Source organism: Companilactobacillus furfuricola, assembly GCF_003946325.1.
Lineage (GTDB): Bacteria > Bacillota > Bacilli > Lactobacillales > Lactobacillaceae > Companilactobacillus > Companilactobacillus furfuricola.
Window position 1 is genome coordinate 1 of the sequence record NZ_RHNT01000063.1, and the last position, 13,572, is coordinate 13,572.

The window sequence follows — 13,572 nt, forward strand, 5'->3', positions numbered from 1 at the left end:
AACCGCCGTATACGGAACCGTACGTACGGTGGTGTGAGAGGTCGGTAGCCTAGCTACCTCCTACTCGATCGGCTGAGCCCATATAGCGCCCCGACCCTCCACCTAGGTGGGTATACAATCTTTCTTGGTTTTTGAGTTTTACCGATTTTTTTTGGTTAAATTGGCACTTTTCTTGCTTCCTATTTCTCACATGTCTATCTCGGTCTCTATTTTTTCTGGTAAGATCAAAGACAAACCCAAACCCAAACCCAAACCCAAACCCAAACCCAAACCCAAACCCAAACCCAAACCCAAACCCAAATCCAGACCCAGGCCCAAGCATAGCTCCTTATAGGGTGATGTTGATATTTTTGTTTTCTTGGATGAAAAAAAGCCTGAAATTATTTTGAATGCATTTTCTTATTTCATTTATGCGTTCTTGTAATTTCAAGCTTTTTTATTTATTTTTACTTATTATATTTACAAATATTTTTGTCTACTTAGTTGTAATTGTTATTTAGTTGCTCGGTTAGTTTCTTTAATTCTTTGGCGTATTTTTTGTTTTTGTCTGTGGCGTTTTTACCGGTTAGGGTCTGGTTATTTAGATGGTATTTTTCGCCGTGCTCTGATTTTATCCAGAGGTTGTATTCTGGGACTGAGATTTCGAAGGCGTCTGTGCCGTCTAGTCCATTTTCTTTTAAGTATTCTGTTTGTTTCTTGTCAGCGTTATCTGTGTCGTAAGCATTAATTCCTGTTATTATTTTTGATCCTATTTCAGGAATTGGTACGGCTGACTTTTGGATGAATACTTTCTTGGATTTGGCATTTTTGGTGATTCCACCAGAGAAGCTGACTTTTATTTTATGTTGTTCCAGCTTTTCGTTTCCTTTGATGACTTTTGTTACTAAGATGGTAGCTTTGGTCATGGCGTTTTCATTGTTGTCAGTCATTCTTTGCAAATTTGTAACTGTACCACTTATGACGTAGTCGTTATTTTTCTTGAGACTCTTTAAGTCCTCGGGAAAGGTTGCGTAATCAGAAACGGAAACTTTATCATGTACTACTTTGAGTGATTTGGTTTCCTTTTCCCACTTCTGTTTGTTTTGTTGAATTTCGTCATCAGAGACTGTTTGTTCAGGCTTGTTAACGATCGTGGTTTCTGATTTTGAGGCGGAATTTTCGGATTGTGATTCGGTAGAACAGGCACTGATCCCTAACGGTATCAGCAGTAAAACAAGGAGCGGGATTATTTTCTTCATATGGGGCATCGACTCTTTTCTTGGCTTAAATTTAAGTAGACCTAATTTATTAGTTAATACTAGTTTATCAAATAATGACAACTATTTCTAATAATTCGCATTACATACATATAAGAAAAGACTGAAAAAATATTTTGGTGTAAAATTAGACTCATATTTGATAGGAGTTGACGTTGTGGAGATTTTCAGTAGCTTTTTTCAATGGGTTTTATTAGTGCTAATTGCCTTTGCTTTAGTTCCATATTTAACGGCCTGGGTCACGTCAAAAATAGGGCATTTTTCAAAGGAAATGTTAGTGAACAACTTGGGCCCAAATAGTCAATTAGTAATCGGTGGTCTAGGTGTGATCATCCATGAATTTGGTCATGCATTTTTTGCATTATTATTTCGGCATCATGTCGATAGGGTCCAACTTTTGAACATCCATTATGCTAATACCGGTACGTTGGGTTCCGTGGAACATTCGTGGAACCAACGTAGTCTTTATCAACGGCTGGGTAATTTTTTTATTGGTATCGCACCTTACTATATGTGTTCAATTGTTTTATTAGTACTTCAAAAATTCTTGTTAAATAGTAATATTGATTTTTCTATTTTTGAAAATGCCGATAAAATAGATTTCAATTTATTAAATCTTGGTTTTATGGCTGTGCTTGATAATTTGCTTTCGATGTACAGCCATGCTTCTTGGCTGTTTATTATTTTGAGTATAATTGTATTTACTTTAATTGCCAGTACTGGTTATGATTTAAGTGTTGAAGACTTTCATACCGTCAACCAAGGTGTTATACCTTGGGTAATCGTCTTAATTGGCATAACGATTATTTGTTTGATATTCCAACAGCAGTCATTTTTGACAATGGCAGTTGGAGTTATGATCATTTTCTCGATTGCTTTCATGATTCAAGCGATAGTCTATATTTGTTTTTCTCTCATTGTCATCCGAATTTTGAGTTTATTATAAAGGGAGTGCTTTTATGCGGATCAATATTTTGCAACATACCCCAAATGAGGGCGCAGGTTCAATTTTAGAATGGGCAAAACTGCACCATCACGATGTTTATACTTACTATCCTGGTTTTTTTAATGGTGTTTTGCCTGCGGCTGACGAAACAGATATGTTGGTCATCTTAGGTGGACCGATCAGTCCAAATGATCAAGATCAGTTTATTCGTGATGAAAGAGTTTTGATTAAAGAATTGTTGGAACAAGATAAGCCGATTTTTGGAGCTTGCTTTGGGGCACAACAAATTAGTAAGGCCTTGGGATATCCTGTAGGTAAATCACCTGTAAAAGAAGTTGGATGGGGAGAAGTGACTTTACAAAGTTCGGCTATTCCCGATTTACCAAATAAATTGTCCGTCATTCATTGGCATGAAGAAATGTTTGAGATACCTAAGCAAGCAGAGTTACTTTTCTCTAGCCCAGGCTTGAAAAATCAAGGTTTTGTTTTAGGTCACCATGTGGTGGGTTTGCAATTTCATTTAGAGCCGGAAATTGAGAACGTCCGTGAAATGGCTATTAACGATTTTCCATATTTGGCAGGTTCGATTTTTGACCAAACAGCTCAAGAAGTTATTGATCGACCAGTTCCGCAGGAAAACAAAGCCTGCATGTTTAAGATTTTAGACTTTATTACTGCGGGAAAGTAGGAAGCATGTTGAAAGATGCTTCTTTTTTTTAAAAGATAGTTGCATTTGCAACTGTTGGGTATTAATGTATTCATTATTCTAATAAATGAGGTGAAATGATGATACAAATATTGCGACCACTTGGTATAATTGCTCGTTCCTTAGATTCAATCGCAAATATTGAATTTCAAGATATCGAACTTAATCGGGGGCAGTATATTTATTTGGTCCGGATATGTGAGGATCCGGGAATACATTTGGGACGTTTGACTAATTTATTAAAAGTGGATAAAACTACCGTGGCGCGGTCGGTCCAAAAGCTTGAAAAAAAAGGACTTATCACTCGGGAAGTCGATATTAATAACAAAAGGATCAAGAAGATCTATCCGACTGAAAAAGGGAAAGCATTGTATCCTTTGTTGATTCGCGAGGAACATTATTCTAATAGTGTTGCTATGAAAAATATGACCCCTGAACAACAAACAGAATTATTACATTTATTAAATCTCGTCGTGGAAAATATTTCTGATGATTGGGATTTAGTCAAAAGCGGGAAAAAGAGAGATTACTAAGATGGAAACAATTGAAATAAAGGTACTAACCGAATCAGACCTAGTTGAACTACAGCAAGTTTCGAGACAAACTTTTTGGGATACTTTTGCTGAATTTAATACGCCAGAAAATATGGAGACTTTTTTAACTGAAGCTTATTCAAGAAAACAACTGTTAAGTGAATTAAAAAGTTCTAACAGTCGATTTTATTTTTTAAAGATCGATGGGAAAACGGCAGCTTACTCAAAGGAAAATTTGGACGAAGACGGCTTTGAACTGGAGCGGATCTATGTACTGAAGGACTTTCGGAGATATGGCATAGGGAAACTTTTATTAGATCATGCAATTAGCGCTGCTAAGTTGGCACAGGTCAAAGAAATCAAGCTTGGAGTCTGGGAGCACAACGAAAATGCCAAAGCTTTTTACAAAAAGCAGGGATTCAAACATCGATCAAAGCACGTTTTTCAATTAGGCGATGATCCCCAGACGGATTATATTTTAACGAAACAATTGTAGGAGAAAACTATGAAAAAAATTATTATTGATCCAGAATTTTGGGAATTGTTCCCAGATGGTCAAATTAACATTTTAATGCTTAATCAGCTTGATAATCATTCAAATATTCAAGACGAAACTAAATTTCAAGGACTATTAGATGAAGCAGTTGAACAGTCGAAACAATATTTGAAAGAGGAAACATTTCGTTTCAATCCTGTCATCGATCAGTGGCGAAAAGCACTTCAACAATTTAAGACCAAAAAGGGTGCCCGCAGTTCGATCGAAGCATTGCTAAAAAGAGTAGATCAAGGGAAGTCCTTGACACCGATCAATCCCTTAGTAGACATTTACAACAGCATCTCTTTAAAATTTGCCAGTCCTTGTGGTGGGGAAGATCTTGACAAAATAGTTGGTGATTTACATTTGGGAACGGCTAAAGGTGGCGAAAGTTTTTATCCGTTAGGCGAGACGGAAGATAATCCTGCGTTACCAGATGAAGTCATCTATTATGATGAAAAAGGTGCAATTTGTCGCAGTATGAATTGGCGTGAAGCGCAAAGAACGATGTTGACGAATGATACTACAAACGCCGTCTTGGTGATCGAAGCAATCAATCAGGAACAAGTAGATCGTTCGGATCAAGCAATTAAGGAATTACATAAGCTATGTTTGGATAACTTTCAAGTGAAGGGTGAAGTTATGAAGTTAACAAGAGACCAGACAGAACAAGTGATCGTCCATTAATAAATTAATTTGACATAATTTTAAACTTTGATTTCGGTAAAAATGCTATTTTGATTTTTCATTGGCCTTATTTTAGTTTTGATGTGGATCCGTTGGTAATTTGTTAAACTAACAATATAAATATATTTATATTGTTGAATCGACATTGAACTAGGAATAGAATTTAGATGTATTTACTGTCGAGGGATAAATAGGGGGAAATCAAATTTTATGAAACGTCGAAGGATATTTTCGTTAGCTTTACTGTTCACTGTTGGATTAATTTTAACCGGTTGCGGTGGACAAAATAATTCTGACTCCAAGAAGTCTCAAACTGCCACATCTAAGATCACGACAAGTAAGAAGTCTTCGGATGATTCTAGTAAGAAAAATAATCAAAAACAACCAACCACGCTTTGGAATAATAAGAAGGACCAGCAATTGGAATCTTTCATCAACCAATGGGCACCAACAATGCATCAAGAATATACTAAATATGATGGTACTAATTCAATCAAAACAGTCACCGGTGCCAATTATCCAGCAGACTTGTCGCAAGAAAGCGTTAATAATACTAATTCAACAATCGGATGGAGTAAAAATGGCAAGGGTAATTACGATTACAATGTTGTAGCTATTTACGATTGCGACAGTGATTCAACTACTCAACGGATAACTTACTTCTTTGCTTTCCACGATGTTCAACCAGTGGCTTTGGTCGACCAAACTACCAATGGTCCGTTAGTGGCTGCTCCAACTAAGAATACTGATGTGGCTTCAAATTTTGCCAAAATTGCTAATGGTACCGATGAGGGAAGTTCCAAATCAAATGATTTTGAGACAAAATCATCAGATTCGGCTAGCTCTTCACTAGAACGTGATCCAAAACTAGTGGCTTTAATGGTTTATCAGGAGGCCAAAGGAGCAAATTTGGATTTTGCAAGTCATCTTATGTTTGGACCATCTGGAAATAAATATTCTATCTCAGGCGGAACAGGAACATCTGGCGTTCAATTTACTATTAATGGTGACAAAGTAACGTATTCGATGCTTGATCCAAACAGTGCGGATGTTGATGCTGAAGAAACTATGATGGAGTCTTCAATCAGTCTTTCAGGATTAGAAAAGAAATTTTATTCAACTTCATCTCAAAAACAAGCCGTCAAATCTGCAGCAAATAACTTGAGATCATTGAATGGTTAGTATAATTAAGAAATCAATATTAAATTAATCGAGAAAAATATCATCTTTTAATTAAGGTGGTATTTTTTTATGTATATGAGATCCAAAATATGACATTTTTATCAAAACTAACTTTATTGAGTGCTAAACTTAAAGTGAATTCTTTAGGAGGCACATAATATGGCTGAAAAAGTTTACACAGATTATTTCTTTGATAAGAAAGCATTCGATGATCAAGATGGAGCCTATATTCCATTGAAAACAGCGGATGCTCCAGAGAAGAAGTTATTAGTTCCACCATTATTAAAACCAGATAAAGAGACAGAGACTGATCTTTACTATACAGTCACTGCTCAGGCAGGGGAAACGCAAATACTTCCTGGTGAAAAGACTAAAACGTGGGGTTACAACAATAGTATCCTTGGTCAAACAATTGTTTATCCTGCGGGTAAGCACATTCATGTGACGTTGCAAAATCATTTGCCAGAATTAACTACTTTTCATTGGCATGGTTTGATCGTAACTGGGCCTTATATTGATGGTGGTTGCCACGCACCGGTTTATCCTGGTGAATCAAAGCAGATCGATTTCACGCTTGATCAACCGGCAGCAACTACTTGGTTGCATGCCCATCCTTGTCCTTCAACGGCTGAACAAGTTTGGCATGGCTTAGCAACAATGGTTTTAGTCACCAACCGAGAAACTGATGATTTACCATTGCCAAACAATTATGGCGTGGATGATATCCCACTAGTCTTGCAAGATAGACATTTTCATGAAAATAATCAATTGGATTATCGAGCAGATTATAATCCTGATGGGGTAACGGGTCCGACACCGCTGATCAATGGCACGGTTAACCCATATTTTGATGTGATAACGCAACAGTTGAGATTGCGGATCCTCGACGGGGCTAACCGTAGGGAATGGCGTTTACATTTGTCAGATGACTTGGAATTTACGCAGATCGCTGGCGATAGTAGTTTGTTGCCTAAGCCTGTCAAGCTAACTAAATTGATGCTAACTTGTGCGGAAAGAGCAGAGATCGTGATCGACTTTAAAGACTATCATGAAGGTGATGTCGTCACTTTGTACACAGATGACACGCCACTTGTGAAATTCAGGATCCATAAATTTTCTGAAGATGATGCGGTTATTCCCGATAAACTTTTTGATGTTAAAGCACCTAAAGTTGAATCTGATACTCCAATCAGAAAAGTGGTCATGAGTGGGATGGATGAAGGCGTTGCTATTGATGGTAAGAAATTTCAAATGCAACGTATCGATGCTACACAGCCAGTTGGAAAAGCTCAATATTGGGATGTGGTCAATTCCAATGATCCAGAACACGGTATGGTTCATCCTTTTCATATGCACGGCACTGAATTTTTAGTGATCAGTCGTAATGGTCATGAGCCATATCCAAATGAACATGGGTTCAAGGATACCGTCGGTGTAAACCCAGGGGAGACAGTACGCATCTTAGTCAGATTTGATTTACCAGGATTATATATGTATCATTGCCATATTATTGAACATGAAGATGGCGGCATGATGGCACAGATCCAGGCTTTTGAACCGAATAAACCCATGCCAAAATATAAGTTGATGGATATGGACACATTAATGAATGCTTTTGCCGAAGAACGAGGCATTAAGCCAGAGGACCTTTGGATGGCAGGAATGGATTCATATGAAAAATGCGGTATGAAGATGTAGCGAGTATCAAATGAAGAGTTGATCAATCAGCAAGATGCTGTGGACCAACTCTTTTTTTGCGATTCAACTCTAATAAGGAGATGTCCAGATGACAACTACGCTGATGATCGGATTTGATAGAAGGGTTGGATTAGAGAGTGCTAAAAGATTTGAATTGGCTGGTCATAAAATCATCCTAGTTTGTTGACAAAATGAATGAATTAATTTATTATTCATTCATGATTAAAAAATGATTTTAATATCAATACAATATTTATTTGTACTGATGTTATTTTTTTGCAACAAAAATGAATATTTTTTATTTATATTCATATACATAGGAGGCATTATGAAAAAAATATTACTGTTGATTTTAATAATTGTTGTAATCCTGGTAGTCTTTGTTTTTGGGATGATCAAGGCAAACAAAAGATTGAATGTTAATAATTTTTCGATAGATAGTTTGACTTCAAAATCGGTGGAGATACTGAATGACACCATGAAATTAAACATTGATGTAAGGACTGCAAAAGTAACAATCAAATCGGGTAGTCAAAACACGATCTTATTAAGCAATGTCGTAGCAGATCAATATAAAATCAATCAAAATGGTGATAAGTTAATGATATCTGAATCAGATTCAAACAGTCATCAAATGGAGCTTGGAAAATCTCCGACTATAACAATAGTTGTCTCTAAAGAAATCTTAGATTCAATTGACATTCATCAATTGAATGGAACACTGAATTTGTGTGACATCCAGGTTAGGAAAATAGCAATTCTTCATCAAAATGGGACGACAGAGGCCAATAGCTTGGAAATTATTGAACACGGAAAACTTAGCAAACATAATGGAGCAACTAATATTCATGATTTGAGAAGTGATGGTCTCAAAGTTACCGTTAAAAATGGTCAATTTAAGTTGAATGGCGAGAAGAAAATTAGCAGTGGTCAGACGTTTAACGAAAACGGGAAGCATCCTTTAACGATTAATAGTGGTTCTGGACAAGTAACTGTTGATAATCAGTAACAAGAATATTGAAGAAGGAAACCGATTTCACGTCTTTTTGAATTCAGTTCAATAAAAAAATCGTTGGGGATTCCCAACGATTTTTTACGTAGTTTCTATTAACATTAATATTTAGGCATCAATCCCATATCATCAGCTCGGATCATTTGCTCACCTGCATGAGACCAAAGTTCTAATTGGTTGTTGATCCGCTTTTTTGAAAAAGCTTGCCCTAATTCGGATGTCATCCGATCTTCTTGATGATTACGACCTTTTCCTGAAACACATGATGGCAAGGCAATATCATGGATATCATTAAAATCAAGTAATTTAACTAGTTTGATCTCATGTTCCCAGTCGTCACCAAAATCGTAAGTATAAGCTAGTGGACCATTTTCTAAATCTGGATAAACGTAAGCTTTGTCTGCTTGGATCGGTGGATTGCCAAAGGGAACGTCACCGCCTTCGACATAACCTTCATAACTTTGTTGACGATCAGCAGTCATAAAAGCATATAAATGCGAATTAGTCCATCCAAAAGCAAGCTGGATCAAAACATGCAATTGATCGTAACGAATACTTAGTGGTACTACAATATTTCTGATAGTTGCGGGAGTTTCGTTTAAAGTGATTTTCAGTTCCATTGCTACAGCATCATTACTCATAAATTTCTCCTTCTATTTAAAGAATTATTAGTTAACTTCATTATTGCAGATTATTTGATAAGGAACAAATTGCTTAAAGAAATAAAATGACTCTATTATCCTAATTTTGACGTAGCCACAAGCTTGTAGATTTTTAAATATTTCCATGATTATCCTTCAGTCAACGCCCGATATAAACTCAAGTTGACTTCATGTTCTAATCGCAAAGTGAAGCTAATTAGTTTCACTTGTTTTTCATCCGAGTTTTTAGCCAAAGTGTTTTCGGCATTGAAGACTTTTGCAGAACCTAGATAATAGAAATCGTTACCTTCACGTTGATCGTCGTCCGATTTCTTCACAAAAAGTTGGATCATACCAAAACCCCGGTGACTAATAACTTTTTGCTCAGTTTTGCTTGAAGTGGTGCGTCCACTTTTAGAAAACCAGCGCAAAGTTGAACGATCAAGAAATTCATCTTCATAAGCCATTTTATTTTGAAACTTTTCAGTTTTTTGTAAGGTGATAAAGACAGGAAGAAATTTTTCATCTGGTCGCATAATATAACCGCCGACATTTTGTGGATTTTGTTCTTTCTTCCAGTTTAAAAGTTTAATAGCATCCATTCTAAAGTATTTTTCACCGATGGAAAATCTTTCCCGATAAGACGCTGGCTGTTCATGCAATTGCCATAAGTTTGCGTTGATTGCATCTTTACAATAATTTTGGAAAGTTGGAGAACGTAATTCAGATTTGAATTTATCACTGAAGCACCATTTGCCATGATTTCGTTCGATTAACGGCAGGTTACCATATTTTTTTCGATTCTTGTCCATATAATAAGATAAATCAAGAATTGAAGATGCACTATCAAGAGATTCATTGTCACAGTAGACATTGTTTGATTGAAGCTCTGTTAAAATGTTTTCGTCAGATAATACTTGCCGTTGAAATAATTGCTTTAATATCCAAGCTTCCACGGGACGCTTTGAGACAGCTATCTCTCTTGAAATAAAATCTAGAAATGCATACTGAGTAGGATCGAGTTGTGGTATCGGACTTGATTCAAATTTATTTTGCATATCGTATACAGTTTTAAATTTTGCAACTATATCTTCTACAGCAAGGGTACTTATTTTTTCAAAATCTATCAGCATTGGGATATTGTGACCTATCTTATCTTTAAGATTAAAACAAGCGGATTTGAAACGTTTCATATCAGTTAATCGGGCCTTTGAAACGGCTTCTAATACACGATTACGTGCTACTTCTTCAAAGTTAATGGTGGATACTCCAGAAATACTGGGGCTAATGATTTGTTTACGGATTTTTTCCTTATTACTGGTGTGAGAACGATCAAAAGCCATGGGGATCATATAGTTTTCATCGTAATTACCGATGAAATCCAAGATCGTAACGGATTCTTTGCCTTTTTTCTTTCGTAAACCCCGTCCCAATTGTTGCAAAAAGATGATACTCGATTGGGTAGGTCGCATCATGACGATTTGGTTAAGGCAGGGGATATCTACACCTTCGTTGAAAATGTCTACAGTGATGATATAAGATAAATCACCACTTTCCAATTGTTCAACGGCTTGCTCACGAGTTTCAACACTATCTTTAGCAGAGACAAAACAAGCTTTTATCCCACGCTGATTGAGTTTTGTCGATAATTCCTGCCCTTCATTAACGCGACTGACGAAGATCAATCCATGAACGTTATTTCTGGGACCATAATATTTGGTTTTAGAGATTATATAATCTACCCGTTGATCAGAAATTAAATATTTTAGGCTCGTTTTATCATCAATGACATGCCCATCTTTTTCATAGTCGGTCACGCCAATATAGTGGAAGGGTGTTAATAAGTCATTGTCAAGTGAGTCTAATAAAGAAATTTCGTATGCCAGATGATAATCGAAATAAGCATAGACATTAGTTCCATCGGTACGTTCAGGTGTCGCGGTCATGCCTAAGGTGAAATTTGGCTGATAAAAATTCATTAACTTTTGATACATTGATTGTTTTTCACCAGGTTGATTTTGGCTGACCCGATGGGCCTCATCAATAATAATGTAGTCGAACGCATCTGTTCCAAATTGCTCGCAAATTTGTGGATTTGAAGCCATATTGACAGTGGCAAAAAGGTATCGGGCATTTAGATTTTTCTTTTTAGCTCCGGTAAGGATCCCATAGTCACTTTCGGAGCCACCTAAAACTTTTTTAAAACTTTCCAATGCTTTATTCAAGATTTGTGCGCGATGCACCACAAATAAAACTCGTTGAGGATTGAATTGTTGAACGTCAAACGCTGCTAAATAGGTTTTACCAGTCCCAGTTGCTGCCACGATCAGCCCTTTTTTTGCATGCTGAACTGTACGCAAATTCGTTAAAGCATTCAAAGCCGGTCTCTGCATCTGATTGGGAGTGATCGTTTGCGATTCAGCAACTTTTAATGTCCTTTTTGATATCATATTTGCATAGTCTGATGGTTGCCATTGATTTCGGTAACTGCTTATCCAGCCTGATGTCAGTTCCTTAGCATTTTCCCAAAGGGCATCTAATTCTTTTTTTACATTAGCAACAATATCACCACGTTCAGTCGAAGTGACACGAAGATTCCACTCAAAATTCTTCTTCAAAGCATTTTGAGTCAGATTAGCGCTACCGATCAGAATACTTTCGTAGTCTTGATGATCGAAATAATAAGCTTTTGTATGGAATCCGTCTTGATCTAAAACACGGACGTCAAGATTAGGGATGTGCAAAAGGTCATCAAAAACATCAGGGTTGTTAAAACGAAGGTAAGTTGAGGTGATAAGCCGACCTCTTACACCATGAGAGGCAATATCTGCAAGAGTGCTCTTTAAATCTAATAAACCACCTAAAGTAACAAAGGCAACTGCAATTGTGAACGAATCAGAGCTACGTAATTCTTCCTCCAATGTGTCTAAAACAGTTCCATTATGATTGGTAACTAAGGCAGGTTGATAACGATCTAAAGCAGGTGTGGCATTGTCAAAAAATCCAAAACGCAATCCATTCAGGATTTCTTCATTAGTATTCATAATTAAATCCAGTCTCCGCCAATGCCTTGATCACAGCAACGTCACTAGGAGCCCAAGTCAAATCCAGTGCTTCTTTAGGAGTTACCCAGCGTAATTCATCATGTGCGATCGTTTTAGTAATTTCACTAGTAAGTTGCACATAATAGCAATGCAGGACAACTTTGCCAAATTCCAATTCTGCCACGCCATCAATTGAGAATTTATCAAAAACAGTAGCAGTAGCACCGAATTCTTCTTTCAATTCACGAGCCATAGCTTGTTCAGGAGACTCAGACGGTTCAATTTTGCCGCCAGGAAAATTCCCAACAACCTCCTAAAACACGATCAGCGGCCCGTTGTGCAGCAAGTAGTTTATTATCTTTAATAATAATAGCTCCCACAACTTGAATTTTACCCATATTCATCACTCCTATTGAAAGTTATAACAATAGATCCAGTATATCAGATCAAAAGGTATAAATAATGAGGCAATAAGTCAAAATATTTAGATCATTTGATCGGATATGATGAGAGTTGAAAAGAAAAGCAACGATTTATTTTTTTTGTATATTAATATTTAAATAAATTAACGTTAAGGGAGATCAGTATGGGAAAAGACGTAATGCAAGTAAAGGAAAACATCAAAGAATTGTATGATCAATTAAATTCACGGGAAGCTAAAAATGCACACTTGTTGAATATCATTGATGTATTGATGCAAGTATACAAAAAATTGGATAAATCAAAGGATCCAGTGGTATTAGTAAATCACATGGTAAATTACTGTTACGTGGAAGGCTTCGGCAGAATTTTATTAACAAAATCAGAAGAAGCACTACTAATAGAATTAGGAACGTACGGCAAGAAAGCAGGTCTAAACGGACGCTATCTAGCTGACTTTGCAAACAAATCACAATTCTACAGCATCTTCAAAGACATGCTGCAAAGATAATCAAAGTATTATTAATTTGTATAAATCAATGAAGGTGTAGATGCCCGCAATCTGAGATGAATTATGATTTAAAATAAAAAAGGAGTTCAAAAGTTACAATAAACCTGAACTCCTATTTCTTTTACAATTGGTTTATTATTCCATATTTTAGTTATATTCATGTGGTTTATGAACTTTTTTTTGCTTTTGATGTTTTACAAACAAAGATAGAATGTTAAAACGACATGTGAGAATTAGGGAGAGAAATAAATCTGTCAAAGGTAAACCCAGAATGGAGCTGACCACAGCAATAAAGATAGGAATATCAATCAAGGCGGAGGGGCTCGGGGATACAGCCCTCAGCCGATCGAGTAGGAGGTAGCTAGGCTACCGACCTCTCACACCACCGTACGTACGGTTCC

At 36.6% G+C, this 13,572-nt stretch carries 13 protein-coding genes; 9 read left to right on the plus strand and 4 right to left on the minus strand.

The window, feature by feature from the left end; all coding sequences use genetic code 11:
* Positions 1 to 479: 479 nt before the first annotated feature.
* Positions 480 to 1,319: a hypothetical protein gene (locus EKM78_RS11205; RefSeq protein WP_125772299.1), complete on the minus strand. Its 840-nt coding sequence runs from the start codon at positions 1,317 to 1,319 to the stop codon at positions 480 to 482.
* A gap of 94 nt (positions 1,320 to 1,413) precedes the next feature.
* On the opposite strand from EKM78_RS11205, the gene EKM78_RS11210 reads away from it, so the two are divergent.
* From EKM78_RS11210 to EKM78_RS11245, 8 genes are all read left to right on the plus strand, one after another.
* Positions 1,414 to 2,202 (plus strand): hypothetical protein, encoded by a 789-nt coding sequence (locus EKM78_RS11210; RefSeq protein WP_245995070.1) that lies wholly within the window; start codon positions 1,414 to 1,416, stop codon positions 2,200 to 2,202.
* Positions 2,203 to 2,215: 13 nt separating this feature from the next.
* Positions 2,216 to 2,890: a type 1 glutamine amidotransferase gene (locus EKM78_RS11215; protein WP_125772301.1), complete on the plus strand. Its 675-nt coding sequence runs from the start codon at positions 2,216 to 2,218 to the stop codon at positions 2,888 to 2,890.
* 98 nt (positions 2,891 to 2,988) lie between these two features.
* A complete protein-coding gene (locus EKM78_RS11220) occupies positions 2,989 to 3,441 on the plus strand; it encodes a MarR family winged helix-turn-helix transcriptional regulator (RefSeq protein WP_125772321.1) in 453 nt (150 codons plus the stop codon).
* A 1-nt stretch (position 3,442) separates the two neighbouring features.
* A complete protein-coding gene (locus tag EKM78_RS11225; protein WP_125772303.1) occupies positions 3,443 to 3,937 on the plus strand; it encodes a GNAT family N-acetyltransferase in 495 nt (164 codons plus the stop codon).
* Positions 3,938 to 3,946: 9 nt separating this feature from the next.
* Complete coding sequence (locus EKM78_RS11230) at positions 3,947 to 4,663, plus strand: B3/B4 domain-containing protein (protein ID WP_125772305.1); 717 nt, start codon at positions 3,947 to 3,949, stop codon at positions 4,661 to 4,663.
* A gap of 210 nt (positions 4,664 to 4,873) precedes the next feature.
* Positions 4,874 to 5,845, plus strand: a complete 972-nt coding sequence (locus tag EKM78_RS11235; protein ID WP_125772308.1) for an Lreu_0056 family protein — start codon at positions 4,874 to 4,876, stop codon at positions 5,843 to 5,845.
* Between the two features lie 159 nt (positions 5,846 to 6,004).
* Complete coding sequence (locus EKM78_RS11240; protein WP_125772309.1) at positions 6,005 to 7,543, plus strand: multicopper oxidase family protein; 1,539 nt, start codon at positions 6,005 to 6,007, stop codon at positions 7,541 to 7,543.
* Positions 7,544 to 7,871: 328 nt separating this feature from the next.
* Positions 7,872 to 8,552, plus strand: a complete 681-nt coding sequence (locus EKM78_RS11245) for a DUF4097 family beta strand repeat-containing protein (RefSeq protein ID WP_164507328.1) — start codon at positions 7,872 to 7,874, stop codon at positions 8,550 to 8,552.
* A 104-nt stretch (positions 8,553 to 8,656) separates the two neighbouring features.
* On the opposite strand, the gene EKM78_RS11250 is transcribed toward EKM78_RS11245, so the two are convergent.
* From EKM78_RS11250 to EKM78_RS13180, 3 genes are all read right to left on the minus strand, one after another.
* Positions 8,657 to 9,196 carry a plasmid pRiA4b ORF-3 family protein gene (locus EKM78_RS11250; protein ID WP_125772313.1) on the minus strand — a complete coding sequence of 180 codons (540 nt, stop codon included), beginning with the start codon at positions 9,194 to 9,196 and terminating at the stop codon, positions 8,657 to 8,659.
* A gap of 149 nt (positions 9,197 to 9,345) precedes the next feature.
* Positions 9,346 to 12,240: a DEAD/DEAH box helicase gene (locus EKM78_RS11255; protein WP_125772315.1), complete on the minus strand. Its 2,895-nt coding sequence runs from the start codon at positions 12,238 to 12,240 to the stop codon at positions 9,346 to 9,348.
* Complete coding sequence (locus tag EKM78_RS13180) at positions 12,230 to 12,493, minus strand: NUDIX hydrolase (protein ID WP_245995071.1); 264 nt, start codon at positions 12,491 to 12,493, stop codon at positions 12,230 to 12,232. The genes EKM78_RS11255 and EKM78_RS13180 overlap by 11 nt, the downstream gene beginning before the upstream one ends.
* Positions 12,494 to 12,826: 333 nt before the next feature.
* Between EKM78_RS13180 and EKM78_RS11265 the strand changes: the two genes are divergently transcribed.
* Positions 12,827 to 13,171, plus strand: coding sequence for a bacteriocin immunity protein (locus EKM78_RS11265; RefSeq protein WP_125772317.1), 345 nt, complete (start codon positions 12,827 to 12,829; stop codon positions 13,169 to 13,171).
* Positions 13,172 to 13,572: the final 401 nt, after the last annotated feature.

Coding starts and splice junctions, on each gene's coding strand:
- EKM78_RS11235 (WP_125772308.1), top strand. CDS start 4,874: ATGAAACGTCGAAGGATATTTTCGTTAGCTTTACTGTTCACTGTTGGA.
- EKM78_RS11240 (WP_125772309.1), top strand. CDS start 6,005: ATGGCTGAAAAAGTTTACACAGATTATTTCTTTGATAAGAAAGCATTC.
- EKM78_RS11265 (WP_125772317.1), top strand. CDS start 12,827: ATGGGAAAAGACGTAATGCAAGTAAAGGAAAACATCAAAGAATTGTAT.
- EKM78_RS11225 (WP_125772303.1), top strand. CDS start 3,443: ATGGAAACAATTGAAATAAAGGTACTAACCGAATCAGACCTAGTTGAA.
- EKM78_RS11230 (WP_125772305.1), top strand. CDS start 3,947: ATGAAAAAAATTATTATTGATCCAGAATTTTGGGAATTGTTCCCAGAT.
- EKM78_RS11250 (WP_125772313.1), bottom strand. CDS start 9,196: ATGAGTAATGATGCTGTAGCAATGGAACTGAAAATCACTTTAAACGAA.
- EKM78_RS11245 (WP_164507328.1), top strand. CDS start 7,872: ATGAAAAAAATATTACTGTTGATTTTAATAATTGTTGTAATCCTGGTA.
- EKM78_RS13180 (WP_245995071.1), bottom strand. CDS start 12,493: ATGGCTCGTGAATTGAAAGAAGAATTCGGTGCTACTGCTACTGTTTTT.
- EKM78_RS11220 (WP_125772321.1), top strand. CDS start 2,989: ATGATACAAATATTGCGACCACTTGGTATAATTGCTCGTTCCTTAGAT.
- EKM78_RS11255 (WP_125772315.1), bottom strand. CDS start 12,240: ATGAATACTAATGAAGAAATCCTGAATGGATTGCGTTTTGGATTTTTT.
- EKM78_RS11215 (WP_125772301.1), top strand. CDS start 2,216: ATGCGGATCAATATTTTGCAACATACCCCAAATGAGGGCGCAGGTTCA.